The 17,634-nt window shown below is 29.4% G+C and carries 21 protein-coding genes; 7 read left to right on the top strand and 14 right to left on the bottom strand.

The features are described from left to right. The 4 genes from CAMP5060_RS02655 to CAMP5060_RS02640 are packed head-to-tail and all read left to right on the top strand — an operon-like array spanning position 1 to position 2,986. Entirely contained in the window at positions 1 to 687 is a 687-nt protein-coding gene (locus tag CAMP5060_RS02655) for a response regulator transcription factor (protein ID WP_087700837.1), read from the top strand. Further along, complete coding sequence (locus tag CAMP5060_RS02650; protein WP_087700836.1) at positions 677 to 1,984, top strand: sensor histidine kinase; 1,308 nt, start codon at positions 677 to 679, stop codon at positions 1,982 to 1,984. Before CAMP5060_RS02655 ends, CAMP5060_RS02650 begins: the two co-directional genes overlap by 11 nt. An 8-nt stretch (positions 1,985 to 1,992) precedes the next feature. Then, positions 1,993 to 2,682, top strand: coding sequence for a uracil-DNA glycosylase (gene ung, locus CAMP5060_RS02645; protein WP_214135758.1), 690 nt, complete (start codon positions 1,993 to 1,995; stop codon positions 2,680 to 2,682). Between the two features lie 49 nt (positions 2,683 to 2,731). Further along, complete coding sequence (locus CAMP5060_RS02640) at positions 2,732 to 2,986, top strand: TFIIB-type zinc ribbon-containing protein (protein ID WP_087700834.1); 255 nt, start codon at positions 2,732 to 2,734, stop codon at positions 2,984 to 2,986. Between the two features lie 20 nt (positions 2,987 to 3,006). Here the strand turns inward: CAMP5060_RS02640 and CAMP5060_RS02635 are convergent, their stop codons facing one another. Continuing rightward, the gene (locus CAMP5060_RS02635) at positions 3,007 to 3,843 is read right to left on the bottom strand and encodes an ATP-binding protein (RefSeq protein WP_087700833.1); all 837 of its coding nucleotides are present in this window, start codon (positions 3,841 to 3,843) and stop codon (positions 3,007 to 3,009) included. Between the two features lie 65 nt (positions 3,844 to 3,908). Further along, entirely contained in the window at positions 3,909 to 4,784 is an 876-nt protein-coding gene (locus tag CAMP5060_RS02630; RefSeq protein ID WP_087700832.1) for a helix-turn-helix domain-containing protein, read from the bottom strand. A 103-nt stretch (positions 4,785 to 4,887) separates the two neighbouring features. Between CAMP5060_RS02630 and CAMP5060_RS02625 the strand changes: the two genes are divergently transcribed. Next, positions 4,888 to 5,427, top strand: coding sequence for a superoxide dismutase family protein (locus tag CAMP5060_RS02625; protein ID WP_337217849.1), 540 nt, complete (start codon positions 4,888 to 4,890; stop codon positions 5,425 to 5,427). A gap of 33 nt (positions 5,428 to 5,460) precedes the next feature. On the opposite strand, the gene CAMP5060_RS02620 is transcribed toward CAMP5060_RS02625, so the two are convergent. Genes CAMP5060_RS02620 through CAMP5060_RS02565 form a run of 12 tightly spaced genes read right to left on the bottom strand, consistent with a single transcriptional unit; the run spans position 5,461 to position 15,459 of the window. Next, on the bottom strand, positions 5,461 to 5,982 hold the full coding sequence (locus CAMP5060_RS02620) for a flagellar FLiS export co-chaperone (protein ID WP_087700830.1): 522 nt from the start codon (positions 5,980 to 5,982) through the stop codon (positions 5,461 to 5,463). Positions 5,983 to 6,024: 42 nt separating this feature from the next. Next, entirely contained in the window at positions 6,025 to 6,615 is a 591-nt protein-coding gene (locus tag CAMP5060_RS02615; protein ID WP_261545071.1) for an ABC-type transport auxiliary lipoprotein family protein, read from the bottom strand. A gap of 1 nt (position 6,616) precedes the next feature. Beyond that, on the bottom strand, positions 6,617 to 7,441 hold the full coding sequence (locus tag CAMP5060_RS02610) for an MlaD family protein (protein WP_337217848.1): 825 nt from the start codon (positions 7,439 to 7,441) through the stop codon (positions 6,617 to 6,619). Then, complete coding sequence (locus tag CAMP5060_RS02605; RefSeq protein ID WP_087700827.1) at positions 7,441 to 8,163, bottom strand: ABC transporter ATP-binding protein; 723 nt, start codon at positions 8,161 to 8,163, stop codon at positions 7,441 to 7,443. Before CAMP5060_RS02605 ends, CAMP5060_RS02610 begins: the two co-directional genes overlap by 1 nt. Further along, the gene (locus tag CAMP5060_RS02600; RefSeq protein WP_442863346.1) at positions 8,160 to 9,260 is read right to left on the bottom strand and encodes an MlaE family lipid ABC transporter permease subunit; all 1,101 of its coding nucleotides are present in this window, start codon (positions 9,258 to 9,260) and stop codon (positions 8,160 to 8,162) included. Before CAMP5060_RS02600 ends, CAMP5060_RS02605 begins: the two co-directional genes overlap by 4 nt. A 1-nt stretch (position 9,261) precedes the next feature. Then, the gene (gene tkt / locus CAMP5060_RS02595) at positions 9,262 to 11,166 is read right to left on the bottom strand and encodes a transketolase (RefSeq protein ID WP_337217846.1); all 1,905 of its coding nucleotides are present in this window, start codon (positions 11,164 to 11,166) and stop codon (positions 9,262 to 9,264) included. Positions 11,167 to 11,169: 3 nt separating this feature from the next. Beyond that, entirely contained in the window at positions 11,170 to 12,015 is an 846-nt protein-coding gene (locus CAMP5060_RS02590; RefSeq protein WP_337217857.1) for a polyprenyl synthetase family protein, read from the bottom strand. Then, positions 12,015 to 13,094, bottom strand: coding sequence for a DUF7488 domain-containing protein (locus CAMP5060_RS02585; protein WP_337217845.1), 1,080 nt, complete (start codon positions 13,092 to 13,094; stop codon positions 12,015 to 12,017). Before CAMP5060_RS02585 ends, CAMP5060_RS02590 begins: the two co-directional genes overlap by 1 nt. After that, positions 13,091 to 13,396 (bottom strand): YbaB/EbfC family nucleoid-associated protein, encoded by a 306-nt coding sequence (locus CAMP5060_RS02580; protein WP_039617208.1) that lies wholly within the window; start codon positions 13,394 to 13,396, stop codon positions 13,091 to 13,093. Before CAMP5060_RS02580 ends, CAMP5060_RS02585 begins: the two co-directional genes overlap by 4 nt. Further along, positions 13,397 to 14,680: a UDP-N-acetylmuramoyl-L-alanyl-D-glutamate--2,6-diaminopimelate ligase gene (locus CAMP5060_RS02575; protein ID WP_337217844.1), complete on the bottom strand. Its 1,284-nt coding sequence runs from the start codon at positions 14,678 to 14,680 to the stop codon at positions 13,397 to 13,399. Further along, positions 14,664 to 15,203, bottom strand: a complete 540-nt coding sequence (locus tag CAMP5060_RS02570; RefSeq protein ID WP_087700821.1) for a histidine kinase — start codon at positions 15,201 to 15,203, stop codon at positions 14,664 to 14,666. Before CAMP5060_RS02570 ends, CAMP5060_RS02575 begins: the two co-directional genes overlap by 17 nt. Further along, positions 15,190 to 15,459, bottom strand: coding sequence for a NifU family protein (locus tag CAMP5060_RS02565; RefSeq protein WP_261529928.1), 270 nt, complete (start codon positions 15,457 to 15,459; stop codon positions 15,190 to 15,192). The genes CAMP5060_RS02570 and CAMP5060_RS02565 overlap by 14 nt, the downstream gene beginning before the upstream one ends. A 123-nt stretch (positions 15,460 to 15,582) precedes the next feature. Between CAMP5060_RS02565 and CAMP5060_RS02560 the strand changes: the two genes are divergently transcribed. Together CAMP5060_RS02560 and CAMP5060_RS02555 are read left to right on the top strand one after the other, a co-directional pair. Further along, on the top strand, positions 15,583 to 16,824 hold the full coding sequence (locus tag CAMP5060_RS02560) for a multidrug effflux MFS transporter (protein WP_087700820.1): 1,242 nt from the start codon (positions 15,583 to 15,585) through the stop codon (positions 16,822 to 16,824). A 128-nt stretch (positions 16,825 to 16,952) separates the two neighbouring features. After that, positions 16,953 to 17,246, top strand: coding sequence for a hypothetical protein (locus tag CAMP5060_RS02555; protein WP_214100117.1), 294 nt, complete (start codon positions 16,953 to 16,955; stop codon positions 17,244 to 17,246). Positions 17,247 to 17,634 lie beyond the last annotated feature (388 nt).

Below are 17,634 nucleotides of genomic sequence, written 5' to 3'. Positions count from 1 at the left end.
ATGGCTACAAAAATTTTACTTCTCGAAGATGATTTAAGTTTAAGCGAAATTATATGCGATGCCTTAAGCGATGAGGGTTTTAAAGTCTCTTGTGTATATGATGCACAAGAGGCACTAGAAAAAGCTTATGAAGAAAATTTTGATCTTTGGATTTTTGATGTTAAAGTTCCAAAAGGAAACGGCTTTGAAGTCTTAAAAGAACTAAGAGAAAGTGCTAAAAACACCCCTGCTATATTTTTAACTTCTTTATCTATGCTTGATGATGTAAAGCAAGGTTTTTTATCAGGTTGTGATGATTATATTAAAAAACCTTTTGACATAGACGAATTAATTATCCGTGTAAAAAATATAATCAAACGAAATTTTAATCATCAAAAAGAAGATTTAATTTTAATAAGCCCCTCAAAGCATATTTATTTCGACACCATTAACAAAACTCTTTATCAAAATAAACAAATCATCACTCTCACTAACAAAGAAAAGGAGCTTTTAGCTTTACTTTTAAAAAAACGTCCGCATTTTGTAAGCTTAGAAACTATATTTGAAGAAATTTGGAGCTTAGATGAAGAGCCTGTAATTATGAGTCTTAGAGTTTATGTTAAAAACTTAAGGAAAATTCTTGGTAAAGATTTGATTATTAATCAAAGAAATATAGGATATGCCATCAGGTTAGAAGATGAAAAGTGAAAATTTCAATAACACTATTTTTAAAATTTTAACTCTTTATATTATCACAAGTGGAGTTTTTCTTGCATTATTTTTTATCACTTTTTACCAAAAAGAAGCAAGTTATATACGTTTAAATCAACTTACACATATGTATACTCATCATAATTATATATTACAAAACATCATAGAGTCAAAACATAACCAAATTCCACTAGAAAAAATCAACTTTACAGAAATATCCAACAAGCTTAACACATCTTTCGCCATCATTGCAGATAAAAAAATAATTTTTAGCAATCTATCCTTTGAAGCTTTAGGTATTTTAAATCAATTAGAAAAAAATGACTTTATTTATAATAAAAACAAAAAACTATTTATAGAATTTCTAAGAATTAGAAATCTTGATACTTATATAGATAGAAGCTACATAAAAAAACCTAGACACTACTTTAAATTTTTAAAATATAGAAATATTCATATTATTATGGAAACTGATGATCTTGGTTTTAAAAAAGAACAATATCGTCAAGATAATTACAATAATATTAATATTAATGATTTTTCAAATGAGCTTTGGAAATTGAAATTAAAAACTATTTTTTATACTCTTATATGTATTTTAATACTTGCCATCATTGCCTATATATTAATTTCACTTGTTTTTAAAAATATTGAGGAGCAATTTAAAGCATTAAATGATTTTATTAAAGATACTACGCACGAAATTAATACGCCTTTAAGTGTGATTTTAGCTAGTATTAAAAAATTTGATGATAATAGCTTAACTCCAAATAATGCAAAAAAATTAAATCATATTAAACTAGCAAGTAAAAATTTAAATCATATCTATCAAAATCTCATAGCATTAAATTTTTTCATACAAAAAGAAAATACCAAGGAAGATATAAATTTGAAAGAACTTTTAGAGCAAAGATTAGAATATTTTGACACTTTAATCTCACAAAAAAATCTCACCATTGAAAAAGAGCTTTTAGAGCAAAATTTCTATGCAAATAAAGAAGAAATACAAATTTTAATCGACAATCTTTTAAGCAATGCTATAAAATATACTAATACCCATAAGAAAATTTATATTTATTTAAAAGAAAAAACACTTAGTATTAAAGATGAAGGTCAAGGTATGAGTCAAAATGAAATGGCTCAAATTTTTACACGCTATAAACGCTTTAATCAAGATCAAGGTGGATTTGGTATAGGCTTGAATTTAGTTAAACAAATAGCTGATAAAAACAATATCAACATTAAAGTTTTAAGCAAAGAGAATGAAGGAAGTGAGTTTATACTTTCTTGGTAAGGATAAAAATGAATATTTGTTTAGAAAAAATAAAAATGGAACAAACTTGGAAAGAATTTTTAAAAGATGAGTTTTTAAAACCTTATTTTTTAGAGATAAAAACTCATTATATTAATACCATAAACGAAGGAAAAACCATATATCCGCCAGCAAATTTAATCTTTAATGCTTTTAACCTAGCTCCTTTACAAGATTTAAAAATCATACTTTTAGGACAAGACCCTTATCACAACCCAAATCAAGCTATGGGTTTAAGCTTTAGCGTGCCAATGGGAGTTAGAATTCCTCCATCTTTGCTTAATATCTACAAAGAATTGCAAAACGACTTAAACATCCCTATAGCAAAACATGGCGATCTTAGCAAATGGGCCAAACAGGGAATTTTACTTTTAAACTCTATCTTAAGTGTAGAAGCAAACAAACCTACTTCACACGCACATTTTGGTTGGCAAAAATTTACCGATGCGGTTATATCAAAACTTAGCAATGAAAAAGAGGGTTTGGTATTTTTACTTTGGGGGAATTATGCTAAAAACAAAAAAGTTTTAATCAACCCTCAAAAACATTTTATCCTAGAAGCGGCACATCCTTCGCCCTTAGCAAGAAATGCTTTTTTAGGTTGCAAACATTTTTCAAAAAGTAATGAAATTTTATTAAAACTTGGTAAAAGTCCTATTGATTGGGATTTAAACTCATAATTTACTTTTAATCTATATACTTTAATAAAATTTTTTATAAAGGATAAATATGAATTGCCCAGTTTGTGTAAATACAGCTTTATTGATGAGCGAAAGAAATGGGGTTGAGATTGATTATTGTCCAAAATGTCGTGGTGTTTGGCTTGATCGTGGTGAACTTGATAAAATCATAGAAAGAAGTTCTTCTCAAAGTACACAACCATCTCATCAACAAAATTATAACCAACAAGCAAACTATCATCACAATAATAGCTATAAATACAAGAAAAAAGAAAGTTGGCTTGGAGAATTATTTGACTTTTAAGCCAAAAGGCTTAAAAGTTTTTATAATTTTACTTTAATCAAGGCATTCTCTGCCATTTTTGGCACCCATAAATACTCACCATCAAAAAACATATCCGCAGGACCTTTTATAGGATTTAACTCTAATTTCATCTCTTTATTATCTTTTAAAGTATAAATATATCCCTGTAAATCTTTGCCCCAACTAGATACTAAAAGATTTTTATCTTTATCATACACAATACCATCAAACTGTTCTATTTTGTTGCTTAATTCTTGAATTTTCTTTGTATTTAAATCAACACTGATAATTTTTCCACCTGCTTTATCGCTTGGATCATAACCTGCTATAAATAAAGTATTTTTATCTATCAGCAATCCATTTGGACCACCATATTTTGAATCTAAATGGATAAAGTTTTCGTATTTTTTATCTTTTAAAAATACCTTATGAATATATCCTGTTCCTGTATCACTCACTAGTAATGTATCATTATCTAAAACTGCTATATCATTTAAAAATATTGCATTTTTTATAGGGAGTTTAAAAATTTCTTTTTTACTTTTTACATCAAAACCATATAAAACATCAATATCTACAACATACAAAGTATCACCTATTTTAGACATACCCTTTGGAGCATTAAGATTTTTGATAAATTCTAATTCTATAACTTTTCCATCTTTATCTAATTTTGAGATAAAACCATCATTATCTTTCCTTAGTGGAGCTAACTCTTTTCCTACATTGGACACATAAACTACACTTTCATCTACATACACACTTTCAGGATGTGCAAAACCTTTAAATTCTTGAACCTCTAAAGCATTTGCACTACAAAATGCAAATAAAGCTAAAGCTAAAATACTTTTTTTCATATTGTTACCTTTCTTAATTTTTATTCACAAATTTTAATATAATTTAAAAATAAAATCTATCATTTTTAAGATAAAAAATATAAGTTTTTTGATTTTTGTTCTTGTTTTGGAGTAATACCATATCTTTTTTTATATCTTGCTATAAACCAAGCAGGAGAATTAAACCCAAGTTCGTGACAAATTTGAGTAATATTCTTAGTAGAAAACTCTAATAGAAATTTGGCTTTTTCAAAGCGTTTATTATCAAGCCATTCCTTAGGACTTATACCAAAACTTTGTTTAAAATTGCGACTAAAACTTGCTATATCCATTTTACTAAATTTAGCCATAGAAGCTACATTTTCAAAATCATTTTGACAATATGCAAACATCTTATAAAGATCTAATTTAAAACCGTTTAAGATAGTCTTTAAAAAAGCTAGAAATTCTGCATTATCCTCACTATATAGCAAAGATAAAAACAATTCTTCAAATTTCAATCTAAGCAAATATTCATTATTTTTAGAAGTGCTTATACAAGGTAAAAACGACTGAAAAATACTCTTAGTTACAGAATCTGTTTTTAGGCTAAACAAACTTTTAGCACACTTTAAAGAGTTTAGCTTATAAATTAAATCTTGATATTTAAAAACAAGTTCTATTAAAACACTCTCTTTAAAACTCAAAATAATAGACTCATATGTATTTGCCTCATTTAGATAATCTCTAATAGAAAAGGAATTTTTTGTAAAAAAAATAATTTCATCTTTATTTACTTTAAAATGATTATCAATAGTATAAATACCTTTAGAACCTTCTAATATAAAAACCAAAGCATAGTCTTCAAATACGATTTCTATATTTCTATTACTTGAATTTTTTTGATAATAACATAACGACAGTAATGAATTTTTTAAAATATTTTGACTAACTTTTTTAAAGTCTCTTGGAAAAACTAACATTTTGACCTTTTTATAAGTTTTTTGATTATTATATTTTATAAAAAATAATTTTTTATTAATATTATATGTTACAATAAAATAATTTTTAACAAAAGGAGAGAAAATGAAAAAAATTATACTAGGCTCTTTACTGGCATCAAGTTTCTTAATTGGGGCAAATTTAGAAAATTTTGATCCAAAAGCACAAAAAGATCATTTAGTTATCAAAATGGAAATTCTTGATAAAAATGCCAACAAAAACGCAGGTGAAGTAGTAGCGGTACAAACTTCTTATGGAGTAGCATTTTACCCAAATCTTCAAGGTTTAGAAAGTGGAATTCATGGTTTTCATGTTCATGCGAATGCTGATTGTGGAGCAACTGATAAAGGTTTAGGTATGAAAGCAGGTGGCCACTGGGATCCTGAAAAAACTGATGCACATTCAAGTCCATGGGATGATAAAGGACATAAAGGAGATTTACCGCCACTTTATGTAGAAAAAGATGGGAAAACAACTAATCCTGTATTAGCACCAAAAATCAAAACTCTTGATGAGCTTAAAAACCATGCTCTAATGATACATTTTGGAGGAGACAATCACAGTGATCACCCAGCTGCACTTGGCGGTGGTGGTGCTAGAATGGCTTGTGGGGTTATTAAATAAATACACATACTAAAGGCTTTTTAGCCTTTAGTATCATTTAAAAAGCTTAGTAAAATCAAAATCATTTATAAGATCATGGCTTGATCCACCAAAACTTTGACTAGGACTATAAGTAGCAATAGCTACTGCAAGCTCACTAAGCATAGAAGCTATTTCTTCTCTTTTATCAACTATATAAGCTTTCATACCTTCATAATCACTTGTTTCTAAAATTTTTAAAGGATTGTAAATTTCAAAAGCAAAAGCCTTTGAACCAACATTTACATTATAATTATTATCAAATAAAGCATTGCCTAAAAATGAGCAACTATCTACTATTTTCAAACTTTCACTCGCGATTAAAACTTTATCTTGCACATCTTCATAATTTTTATCTTCTAAAAGTTTTGAAATTTTTTTCAATGAAGAATCTAAAATTTGCAAAGCACCGACAAAATCATTTGCATCGGTAATATCTTGACTAAATTTTTGTGTTTGGTGTTTTAAATTCGCACCATCTATACTTGAACCTACTTGTCCTAAATGTTTTTGCAAGATTTCTAATTCATCTCTCATAATACACCTTCCTTGTTATTGCTATAGCAAGAAAAGCATTTTTTATTCCAAATTTTGATTTATCCAAATCCTAAAATCTTTAGCAAAAAGCAAAAAAACCTCATCATAGTTTTGGATTAAAATTTGAGGATTATTATCATTTAATTCTTTTTCGTAGTAAAAATACTTACTCGCTATAAGTTTTTTGGTGTTTATTTGCACTAAATTTAAATTAATACCAAACTTTATTTTAGAATGCATCTCATCACTAAAATCTTGCTCTAATATATCTACTTTGCTCTCTAAAACATAATCAGCACTAGCTAGACTATCTTGATTTAAAACTGCTTTAAATACCCCCAAATCTTGCAAATGAAATTCCAAAAAAGATTTTATCATTAAAGCAGGATTTTCTTTCCAAAAATGATAAGCATAGGTATTAATAGCATAATCTTTTTTATAAAAAATTTCATTAGTATAAGCCAACCCTTTAGGTAAGGAAACTATGATAGTTGCATTTTTTTTATTTTGACTTTGTTCTAGCTTTTCTAAATTAATACTAAAGTATTTATTTGCAGGTAAAGTTTGACTTGGACTAATCAAAGAGCAAGCACTAAAAAGAATAGCTATTAAACTAATATATAAAAATTTCATTTTATTCTCCTGGAGCATATTGAGTTGCTTTATCTTTATAAATTACATTTGAAGGATTTTGCTTTAGACTATTTAATAATTGCGTAAAATCCAAAAATAAAACTCTTAAAATATCTAAATTTTCATTTAAAAGCATTCTGCTTTTATTAAGCTCATTAAGTTGGCTATTAGCATTGTTTAAAAAATTTGAAAATTCATCTGCACTTTTGCCAAGTTTAGAGCTTGTTTTATTTAAATTTGCTAAAAATGCTGGCGCATTAGCATTTAAATGTGCAGATAACTCTGATGAATTTTGTAAAATTTGCTCGATATTTTTTAAATTTTTATCGCTTAAAAGATTTTCTAGCTTAAGTTTTGAGACATTAATAAGCTCTAAGAGATTATTTGCTTGCTTATCTATACTTGTCAAAAAACTTTCTTTTGATGTTATAATAGGATAAGTATCATCATCTGCTTTTAAGACGCTAGCTTCTTCACTTCCGCCTGCAAGTTGAATAAATTTAAATCCTGTTATACCTTGAATTTGCAAGCTTGCATAAGTATCTGTTTTAACAACTAAACTAGAATCAAGCTTAACTAAAATTTTTACTCTTAGTTGCTTGCTCGAGCTATCTATGCTAATATTTTCGACACTGCCAACATCAACCCCTAAAAATTTAACCGGAGCTTTTACACTAAGTCCTGCAACTGATTCTTCCATATAAATTTCATAATATTTGAATGTCTCATCTTTTAAATTCCCATACCACACTATAAAAAACAAGCTGATAAAAAACAACACACAAACAAAAATTCCGATCAGAATATAATTTGCTTTATTTTCCATTATTGCATAAACCTCTCATAAAGTCTTGGATTTTGCTCTTGTAAAGCTTCAACATTTCCCAAAAAACCAACTTTTTTATTCTCTATAATCAAAAAGCGATTTAATACATTTTTCATACTTTCCTTATCATGAGTAATCAAAACCACACATAGTTTAAAACTTTGCTTTAAGTTCAAAAGCAATTCATCAAATTCTCTTGAACTATAAGGATCAAGCCCTGAAGTTGGCTCATCTAAAAAAAGCAATTTAGAATCAAGCGCTAAAGCTCTAGCTATGGCCACTCTTTTTTTCATACCCCCACTTAACTCACTTGGATAAAGCTTAGCCACACTCTCATCAAGCCCCACCATCTTAAGCTTCATCATAGCTATTTCTTTGATATCATTTTTATTAAGCTTTGTGTATTCAACTAAAGGTATGCTAATATTTTCAAGTATATTAAAAAAGCTAAATAATGCTCCATATTGAAAAACAACACCCCATTGTTTTTGCAAAAATAAAGCATCTTCATCACTTATATTTTTTAATTTCTTACCCAAAATTTCATACTCACCCTTATCAAAATGCTCAAGCATTAACATTTGTCTTAAAAGTACAGATTTACCACTACCACTACCACCTAAAATGCCAAAAATTTCATTATCATGCACTTCAAAGCTAATATCTTCATGTACACATTTGCTTCCAAAATAAGTGCTAATATTTTTAGCTTTTATAATCAAAATCCAGCCTTTGTTAAAAATACAGAAAAAATTGCATCAAAAGCTATCACCCAAAAAATAGCATTTACCACACTTTTTGTCGTATAAACACCTATGCTTTCGGTAGTTTTTTGCACAAAAAATCCTCTAAAACAAGCAATAGAAGCAATCAAAAATCCAAAAATAGGTGCTTTTATAAGCCCTATGATGATATGTTTTAACTCCACTGCTTCTTTAAAACGACTCATAAACTCACTCGCACTAATTTCTAAACTAAACCAAGCAACTACAATTCCACCTATAATGCTTAAAATATCAGCTACTATTACTACTAAAGGCATAGCAAGTGCTAAGGCTAAAACCCTAGGTAAAATGATAAACTCACTTTCTTTAAAACCCATAGTTTTCATCGCATCTATTTCATCAGTAAGCTTCATTACTCCAATTTGGGCTGTATAAGAACTTGCACTCCTACCAGCTATAACTATAGCACTAATTAATGGCGCAAGTTCTCTAGTGGCAGAAATTCCCATTAAATCAACAATATAAATATTAGCTCCAAATTGTGCAAGTTGATACGCAGCTTGATAAGCAAGCACTACACCGACAAGTAATGAAGTTAGCATAATAATAGGTAAAGCATTAATAGCACTATTTTCTACATGATATAAAAATGCCTTAAAGCGAAGTTTTTTAGGATTTAAAAGTGTTTTAAAACAAGTATAAATAATAAGCCCAATGAAATTTAAAAACTGCACCAAAAGCACAAAAGATTCAACAACCTTTTTTCCTAAATTTTCAAAAAAATCTTTGATTGTTTTTTTATCTTCATGAGAATTATAAAAGCTTTTATAGTGTTTTTGACAAAGTTCAAAAAGCTTAGCATGCTCACTTTTAAGATTTACTCTACTAAGCTCAAAACCTTTTTGCTTAAGTTCATTTTCTAAAGCTAGAAAATACCTAATCCCAGCAGTATCTATAAAATCTAAATTTGCATAATCAAAAATAATATTTTTTTGAGTAGGAAAATCTAATTTTTCTAATTTTCCTACACTAGTTTTATCCCATATACCAAAAACACTAAAAACACATTCTTGGTTTTTAATGTCTTTGATGATTTTATTTTTCATTACATAGACTTAAAATATATGAGCTTAATTTCTCCTCACTAAATCCAAAATGCTCAAATACATCTTTATCTTTACCACTCTCACCAAAACTTTCTATACCATAAAACTCATCACAAATTCTATAAAGTTCATTTGAATTTGCAGCTTCCACGCCTATAACCTTACCTTGTAAAATTCTTTCTTTATAAGACTTTTCTTGAGCAATAAATAACTCATAACAAGGCATAGAAACTACATTAGCAACCACACCTTTTTCTTTTAAAATCTTAGCTGTTTTTACACACAATGATACTTCACTACCACTTGCTAAAAGTGTAAATTGTGCATTTGCGTTTTCTTCTAATAAATAAGCCCCATTTTCCACATCTCCAAAAACAGGCTCACTTAAAGCGCTTAATTTTTGACGTGATAAAACAAAAACACTTGGCATATTAGTTTTAAGTGCAATCTGCCATGCTTTGACATTTTCAACCCCATCAGCTACTCTAAATGTCAATGAATTTGGCATAGCTCTAAAAGTGCTAAGTTGCTCTATAGGTTGGTGTGTTGGGCCATCTTCGCCCACACCTATGCTATCATGAGTAAAAATGAAAAAATGTTTAACCCTCATCAAAGCTGCTATTCTTGCAGCAGGTTTTAAATACTCGCTAAATATAAAAAAGGTAGCACAATAAGGCAAAAACAAACCATATCTAGCAAAAGCATTTGATATCGCAGCCATTGCATGCTCTCTTATACCATAGTGGACATTTTTTCCATTTGGAAAATCGCCCATATCTTTAAGTTCAGTTTTATTTGATGGACCTAAATCTGCACTACCACCTAAAAATCCCGGTAAAGCTTTAGCGATAGCATTTAAAATCATACCATTACTATCTCTAGTAGCTAAATCTTGTCCTTTAAAATCAGGAAATTGTATTTTTGAAAAATCAGGCTCTAAAAGCTCTTTTAATAAAGCTTGTTTTTCTGTATTTAAATTTTGCACTTTTTGATTCCACTTAGCTTGTGCTAAATCCCCAAGTTCTATTGCAGTGCTAAAGCGAATTTTAACTTCTTCTGGGATTTCAAAAGTTTTTTGCGGATCAAAACCTAAAACTTCTTTTGCCTTTTTTATAAGCTCTTCACCCAAAGGTGCTCCGTGAGAATGATGACTTCCCTCAAGATCTAAAGCTCCTTTAGCTATGGTAGTATGAGCGATGATTAAACAAGGCTTTTTACTTTCTTTAGCAGTTTTTAGTGCTAAATCAATTTGCTCAAAATCATGCCCATCTATCTCGAGTACTTCAAAATTTTGCGCTCTAAAACGCTCTTTTACATTTTCATTAAAAGCAATAGCCACATCACCTTCGATTGAAATATTATTGCTATCATAAATGATGATTAAATTATCAAGTTTGTGAAGTCCTGCTAAAGAACAAGCTTCATAAGAAATTCCTTCTTGTAAATCCCCATCACCACATAAACAATATACTTTGTGATTGATAATATCTTCACCCAAAAGCAAACTTGCCTTTTTAGCTGCCATAGCAAAGCCAACCGCATTTGCAATGCCTTGTCCTAAAGGTCCTGTAGCGATTTCAACACCTGGAGTGAAAATTTCGGGATGACCTGGAGTTTTAGAGTGTAATTGACGGAAATTTTTTAAGTCCTCTAAACTTACATCATAACCACTCAAATGCAAAAAGCTATAAAGCAAAGCACTAGCATGACCACCTGAAAAGACTAATCTATCGCGATTTAACCATGTAGGATCTTTTGGATTATGCACTAAATGAGTACTTAAAACACTTATAATATCTGCTAGACCCATAGGTGCACCTGGATGGCCCGAATTTGCCTTTTGTATCATATCCGCACATAAAAATCTTATAGTGTTGGCTTGTTTTTGTAACATTGTTTAACCTTTTAAATATTTATCAATCAAAATTTGAAGCTCATTAACAAGCTTAGAGTCTAAATTTTTCATTTTTTCTTCACATAGTGCAATTTTATCATCTTTTGCCTTTTTAGCACCTTCTAAACCTAAAAGTTTTACAAAAGAATTTTTGTGCAAGTCATTATGAGTTGGCTTTCCTGCTTCTTGAGTATCTAAAGTCGCATCGATAATGTCATCATTGATTTGAAAAACTAATCCTATCAAAAGCCCTATTTCATAAATTTGCTCGCATTCTTTTTCATCTAACTCACAAATTTCACAACCCATTTTTAAAGCCGCTGCGATTAATCTTGCAGTTTTATGAATGTGTAAAAACTCAACTTGTTCTAAATTTAAAGGCATGTCTTCAAAATAACAATCAATAGCTTGCCCGATAATCATACCGCCAAGCCCTGCATTAAAAGCTAAAGTTTCTATGAGTTTTAATTTAACATTTTCTTTTAAATCAAGTCTTGAAAGCAGTAAAAAAGCTTCGGTATTTAAAGCATCACCTACTAAAATAGCTGTGGTTTCATCGTATTTTTTGTGTAAAGTTTGCTTTCCTCTGCGCAAAGAAGCATTATCCATAGCAGGTAAATCATCATGTATTAAAGAGTAAGTGTGGATAAATTCCAAAGCCAAAGCCGCATTTAAAGCCTTTTCAAACAAAGCAGGATTTTTAGCATTCACTATCCCTAAAAGCAGTTGAGCTCTAAAATGCTTCCCACCAGCTTCTAACATCCATTTTAAAGCTTCATTGAAAAACGGATGAAAGCTTTGAATTTTAGGAAAATTTTGCTCTAAATGCTGTTTGAATTTTTCTAAAATCACTTACTTAGCCTTATAAAAAAGTCAAAATATCCTTTATTAAAATGCTCAAAATCATTATTTTTCGCCGAAGGGATATTACTTGCTTGTCTTGAAACTAAAACATCAAAAGTATTAGCTTGAGTTAATATGGTTTGAAGTTCATTGAAATTGTTGATTTTTTGATTATTAATTCTTAAAATTTTATCCCCTTTCATAAATCCAGCCATTTGCGCTTTAGAATTTGGAGTTACTTCTGTAACATTCATTTTCATATCTACGCGCAATCCTAGATTACTATAAAAAGAAGTTGGTTTAGCTTGAACTACTTTTTTAGGTTTAGCAAAAACCCCCAAATCTTTATCAAAAACTGTCGTGGAAATATTTACATCTTTATTATCTCTTAGCATATTAAAGTACAAAGTTGCACCACGATCAGCAAACAAAATTTTCTCATTTAGCTTTCTTAAATCATCATAAACTTGTCCATCTACACTCACAAGCTCATCATTAAGCAAAAATTGTCCGTTTTTGCGCACATTTTTTACATAAATTTTGCCATCACGCATATCAAAATCCACACCTATATCACCCCAATAAACATCAGGATATTTTGCAAAGTGTTTTAAATAACGATTACCTATGAGCTTGCCATCTTCTAAAGTTATACCTAACATTTTACAACATGGCGAGTTAAGCTCTCCGATTTTAGAAGTAAAATCAAGCTGATCACGCTCTGTTAAACTTTGTCCAAAATACTTCAAATGCCCTATATAGCTTTTATTGCTATCTAAAATTCCCACCCAGCTATTGCGCGTTAATTCTTCTTCATCTCCCATAAGAGCAGGGATTAAACTAAAATCTGTCTTTACCAAATATAAATTTAAAAAAGGATCATACTTGGTATAGCTGTTTAATTTCGCGTTTTTAGTTTTAACCACTGCTAGAGTATTTTCATTTAAAGCAAAGGCAGGTAAACCCTCATAAATTAACATACTAGCTTTGTTTTTTTCATAACAACCCAAAAAATCATTAAAAGTCGGTCTTGGTACAGCAAAAAGTACACAAGTTATACCCAAAATACAAAGTAAAATTCTCATAGCATTCCCATTCCGCTAAATAAATTACTAGCCATTGATTTTTTATTTTGTTCTACCATTTTCATCACATCATTCATCGCTGCTATTAATAAAATTTGCATAGATTCTTTATCTTCAAGCAAAGAATCATCAATATTTATATCGATGATTTCACCTTTTCCATTAGCACTAACTTTTACTAAACCACCGCCACTTTTTGCACTAAATTCTTTTTTTAAAGCCTCTTGCTCTAATTCATTTGCTTTCTCTTGAGCCTTAGTTAAAAGCTCACCCATTTTAGAAAAATCCATATTTTCAAACATTTATTTTCCTTCTTTTAATATCTCTAATACTACTTCTTTATCATTAAAAGGATATTTTACACCCTTAATCTCTTGATAAGTCTCATCACCCTTACCTAAAATCACCACAAAATCATTTTTAGTTTTAAGTTTTAATGCTTTTTTTATCGCTTCTTTTCTATCACATTCTATAAAAACACTCTCATCTTTTTCTATGCCACTTAAAATATCATTAATGATATCTATAGGCTCTTCTGAACGCGGATTATCACTTGTGATGATAAGGTTTTTAGCATAGTGTTTGGCAATTTTAGCCATTAACGGACGCTTAGTTTTATCTCTATCTCCCCCTGCTCCAAAAACTACAATCAAATCACGATACTTTAAAGCATCTAAAACTTTTTCTATACCATCAGATGTATGGGCAAAATCTACAATCACATCTTTTGCGACTACTTGCATTCTACCTTCAATGCCACCAAAATTACTAATGGCCTTTTCAAGCTCTTTTAAATTTGGTTTTACAAGTTCATTCACACAAGCACTTGCAGCTAAAAGATTATAAAGATTAAAAAGCCCCACCAAAGAAGAGTCAATCATAAAAGTTTCTTTTCCAAAATTTACCACAGCTTCAATGCCGTTTTTTAAAGCATAAGCTTTAATGTGATAATAACTTGGATTTTCTACTCCGTAAGTAAAAGCACCTTTGACATTAAAATTTATAGCTTTTGCATCTTTATTGATAAATTTCATACATTCATCAGTAAAAAAACTTTCTTTTGCCACTTGGTAGTTTTGAAAATCCCCATGAAAATCTAAATGATCTTGAGTGATATTAGTAAAAATTTTAGCCTTAAACTCAAGCCCTTCAATGCGGTTTTGCACCAAAGCATGCGAACTTACTTCCATAATTAAAAATTCACATTTTTCCTTACTTGCTAAAGATAAAAGCTCTAAAGTTTGCAAAATAGGAGCAGTAGTTAAGCCTTTTGGAGTGATATTTTTATCATTTATAAAACTACCCCTAGTTCCCATCAAAGCGCATTTATAACCTAAATCAAGCAAGATAGAATAAATAGCACCTGCAGTAGTTGTCTTGCCGTTTGTGCCTGTTATGCCTATGATTTTTATATTTTCATCTATATTTAAAAGTTTCTTACACTCAGCTATACTTATAATTTTTGCTTGTTTTTCTAAAGCTTGATGAAGAAATTTTTCATTTTGAACAGTTTTTAAGAAAAAACAATCTTTTTCGCATTCATTAGAATTATCACAAATGAAAGTATTTTCAATCTTTACTATCATAATTTAATTCCTTGATTTTCTCACTAAGCTTGATAAATCTATAATTAGAATAAAAATGCGCTGAAACATCTTCCATATAGGCTACAAGCATATCTTTATAACCATGCTCTAAAAGTTTTTCTAAAAAATCCACAAAGTCTTCTTTATCATTAATGATAAGTTTATTTGATATTATAACATTTTCTAAAGCTTGTTTAAACCCAACTTTTGCTTCACTCAGTAAAAAATCTTGATAACTCAAACCCTCAAAATCCTCACTATCTTCTTCAAACTGCACACTTTGACTAAGATTAATGAGTTTTTCTAAGTCTTTATCTACTTTAGTATTTTTATAATTTTGCATAAAAAATTCAAAAAAAACAAAAGCTTCTTCAGGGCTTTTTAACGCCAAATCACAAATACTAATAAAAGTCAAAAGTCTTTTGTTTTTACGCTTTTCATAAGCAAGAGAAAAATACATCTTAGCATTTTTAAAATCTTTTTTATAAAAACACTCTATGGCTATTTTTTTATAATTTTGCAAATTCGCTTTCCCCGCCTGCTAAATTTACTATAGAAATATCTGGATGTATGTCGATTTTAAGCTGTTTTTCCAAACCGTATTTTAAAGTCGTCCCACTAGCTGGACAGCCATGACAAGCTCCGGTTAATTTTACATAAACTACACCATTTTTTACACCTAAAAAATCAAGCCCCCCGCCATCATTTTCTAAAATATGCATAGTTTTAGCTAGACTTACTTTTACAGGCTCGATTAATTCCTCATCACTAAAAGGCATATTCATAACTTTTCCTTGATTATTTTTAGTTTAATTTTATCTTATTTGCCTTTAAAAAATGTAAATTATTGCTTATTTTAAATTCTTTTACTATACAATGATAAAAATATTTTAGGAATACTTATGCAACAGCACACACAGATAAAAGGTTTTGAAAAACTCAAGCTTATTATAATTTTGGCTTTTTTATCATCTATTGCACCACTTTCAACTGATATGTATTTGCCTGCTTTAAATGAAGTAGAAAAAAGCTTTCAAACCAATTCTTTTTATACTCAACTTTCCCTTGCAAGTTTTTTCATAGCCTTTTCTTTGGGTCAGCTTTTTTATGGGCCATTAAGTGATGTATATGGCAGAAAAAAACCTTTATACATAGGACTTTTTCTTTTTATTTCTTCGAGTATTGCTTGTGTTTTGGTTGATTCTATTCATGCTTTTATAGCTTTGCGTTTTTTTGAAGCTTTGGGAGGTTGTGTAGGCGTAGTTGTAGCAAGAGCTATAGTAAATGACGTTTTTGAACTTAAAGAGGCGGCAGGAATTTATGCACTAATGATGGTTTTTACCTCTTTAGCTCCTATGCTCTCACCTACTTTTGGTGGGATTTTGCTTGAGTTTTTTTCTTGGCGTAGTATATTTTTGACATTATTTATTTTAGGTTTTATTTTGTTTATGCTTGTTATTTTTGCTTTAAAAGAAAGCAATCATAATACTAAAGGAAAAAAATTTAATCATAAAGAAGTTTTAAAAGGTTATAAAAAAATTTTAAAAGACCGTCGTTTTGTGGTGTATTTGCTTTGCGGTAATTTAATCTTTGCAGGTTTTTTTGCTTATTTAACCGGATCATCTTTTATTTTTACACGTATTTTTAATCTTAGTGAACAACAATATGCTATACTTTTTGGTATAAATGCATTAGGCTTTGTGATATTTGCAAATATCAACGCAAGATTAGCTCTTCGTTTTTCTCCTTATTATATACTACCTAGATCTTTTATGATGATTACTTTTTTAACTTTTTTACTCATTTTAGGAGCAACTTTTGATCTAGGTTTTTGGGCTTTTGAAATTCCTTTATTTTTGATTATAGCAAGTTTAGGTTTTATCCTGCCAAACACCACCACTTTAGCTATGGCAAGATCAAAACAAAATGCAGGTAGTGCTTCAGCACTCTTAGGTGCAGCACAATTTGCTATGGCAGGAGTGATGGCATTTTTAGTAAGTCTTTTAAATGCTAATACACCTATATTTTTATCACTTATTTTAGGCACTTGTGCGTTTTTATCTTTGGTTTCTTATCTTAGTTTAATCAATAAAAGAAAGCTAAATAAAATCAAAAAGAAGTTAAGCGTGATTTCTCACGCTTAATTAAGCAATATTTTTGAAAAGATTCACTGACTATATCGAACCTTTTTTAAAAAACTTTATATTTATTTTCAAAACACTTATAAACAATTTATGTTAAAATTTCTCATCAATCAATAAAGGCTTTATTAATGAAAAAAATAGCTACTATTTTTGCAAGAGCCGAAGGATGTGGAAAAACTACCTTGTATTATAATGAACTTGAAAAAAACAAAGACTTTGGACTTAGAATCAACATCGATGAAATCGTAAGTAGCTTTGGCGACTGGAAAAATCAAGAAGATCAATTTAGAGCTTCAAGGATAGCCATTAAAATGCGTAAAAACTATATCAAAAAAGCTTATGATTTTAACCAAGAAACCACACTTTGTGGCACTAGCATTTTATCTTTATTCAAAAAGCTACAAAAAATTCTTACACTATAAATCTTTACTACATCGGACTAGACTCTCCAAACACAGCAAAACAAAGAGTTAAAATTCGCGTAGCTAAAGGCGGGCATGATATAAAAGAAGAACTTATAGAAAAAAGATACTATGAATCTTTACAAAATTTTAACACCGTTGCTAAATTCTGTAATCACATTACTATTTTTGACAATACTCAAAATTATAAAAAACTCTTAGAATTTAAAAACAGCAAGCTAGAAATATTTGAAACTACCAAATGGCTAGAACCATTAATGATAAATTTTAAAAATCCAAGTTTATAAATTTTTATTTTAACTTGTCGATATGCAAATCATGCTACTCACTCCTTAAGGCAAGAAAGAAGTGAGTTAGCAATAGATTGAAGGCTTCAAGGCTATCAAGT

Origin of the sequence: Campylobacter sp. 1569 (genome assembly GCF_024723675.1) — a bacterium.
Classification (GTDB): domain Bacteria; phylum Campylobacterota; class Campylobacteria; order Campylobacterales; family Campylobacteraceae; genus Campylobacter_D; species Campylobacter_D jejuni_C.
The sequence above is the reverse complement of the archived record's forward strand: the minus strand, read 5'-3'. Positions and strand labels throughout refer to the sequence as shown.

What these genes read in the sequence shown, in the direction of transcription:
- ung (WP_214135758.1), top strand. Translation starts at nt 1,993, where the DNA reads ATGAATATTTGTTTAGAAAAAATAAAAATGGAACAAACTTGGAAAGAA.
- CAMP5060_RS02630 (WP_087700832.1), bottom strand. Translation starts at nt 4,784, where the DNA reads ATGTTAGTTTTTCCAAGAGACTTTAAAAAAGTTAGTCAAAATATTTTA.
- CAMP5060_RS02635 (WP_087700833.1), bottom strand. Translation starts at nt 3,843, where the DNA reads ATGAAAAAAAGTATTTTAGCTTTAGCTTTATTTGCATTTTGTAGTGCA.
- CAMP5060_RS02615 (WP_261545071.1), bottom strand. Translation starts at nt 6,615, where the DNA reads ATGAAATTTTTATATATTAGTTTAATAGCTATTCTTTTTAGTGCTTGC.
- CAMP5060_RS02640 (WP_087700834.1), top strand. Translation starts at nt 2,732, where the DNA reads ATGAATTGCCCAGTTTGTGTAAATACAGCTTTATTGATGAGCGAAAGA.
- CAMP5060_RS02610 (WP_337217848.1), bottom strand. Translation starts at nt 7,441, where the DNA reads ATGGAAAATAAAGCAAATTATATTCTGATCGGAATTTTTGTTTGTGTG.
- CAMP5060_RS02565 (WP_261529928.1), bottom strand. Translation starts at nt 15,459, where the DNA reads ATGCCTTTTAGTGATGAGGAATTAATCGAGCCTGTAAAAGTAAGTCTA.
- CAMP5060_RS02555 (WP_214100117.1), top strand. Translation starts at nt 16,953, where the DNA reads ATGAAAAAAATAGCTACTATTTTTGCAAGAGCCGAAGGATGTGGAAAA.
- CAMP5060_RS02580 (WP_039617208.1), bottom strand. Translation starts at nt 13,396, where the DNA reads ATGTTTGAAAATATGGATTTTTCTAAAATGGGTGAGCTTTTAACTAAG.
- CAMP5060_RS02620 (WP_087700830.1), bottom strand. Translation starts at nt 5,982, where the DNA reads ATGAGAGATGAATTAGAAATCTTGCAAAAACATTTAGGACAAGTAGGT.
- CAMP5060_RS02575 (WP_337217844.1), bottom strand. Translation starts at nt 14,680, where the DNA reads ATGATAGTAAAGATTGAAAATACTTTCATTTGTGATAATTCTAATGAA.
- CAMP5060_RS02650 (WP_087700836.1), top strand. Translation starts at nt 677, where the DNA reads ATGAAAAGTGAAAATTTCAATAACACTATTTTTAAAATTTTAACTCTT.
- CAMP5060_RS02585 (WP_337217845.1), bottom strand. Translation starts at nt 13,094, where the DNA reads ATGAGAATTTTACTTTGTATTTTGGGTATAACTTGTGTACTTTTTGCT.
- CAMP5060_RS02560 (WP_087700820.1), top strand. Translation starts at nt 15,583, where the DNA reads ATGCAACAGCACACACAGATAAAAGGTTTTGAAAAACTCAAGCTTATT.
- CAMP5060_RS02625 (WP_337217849.1), top strand. Translation starts at nt 4,888, where the DNA reads ATGAAAAAAATTATACTAGGCTCTTTACTGGCATCAAGTTTCTTAATT.
- CAMP5060_RS02655 (WP_087700837.1), top strand. Translation starts at nt 1, where the DNA reads ATGGCTACAAAAATTTTACTTCTCGAAGATGATTTAAGTTTAAGCGAA.
- tkt (WP_337217846.1), bottom strand. Translation starts at nt 11,166, where the DNA reads ATGTTACAAAAACAAGCCAACACTATAAGATTTTTATGTGCGGATATG.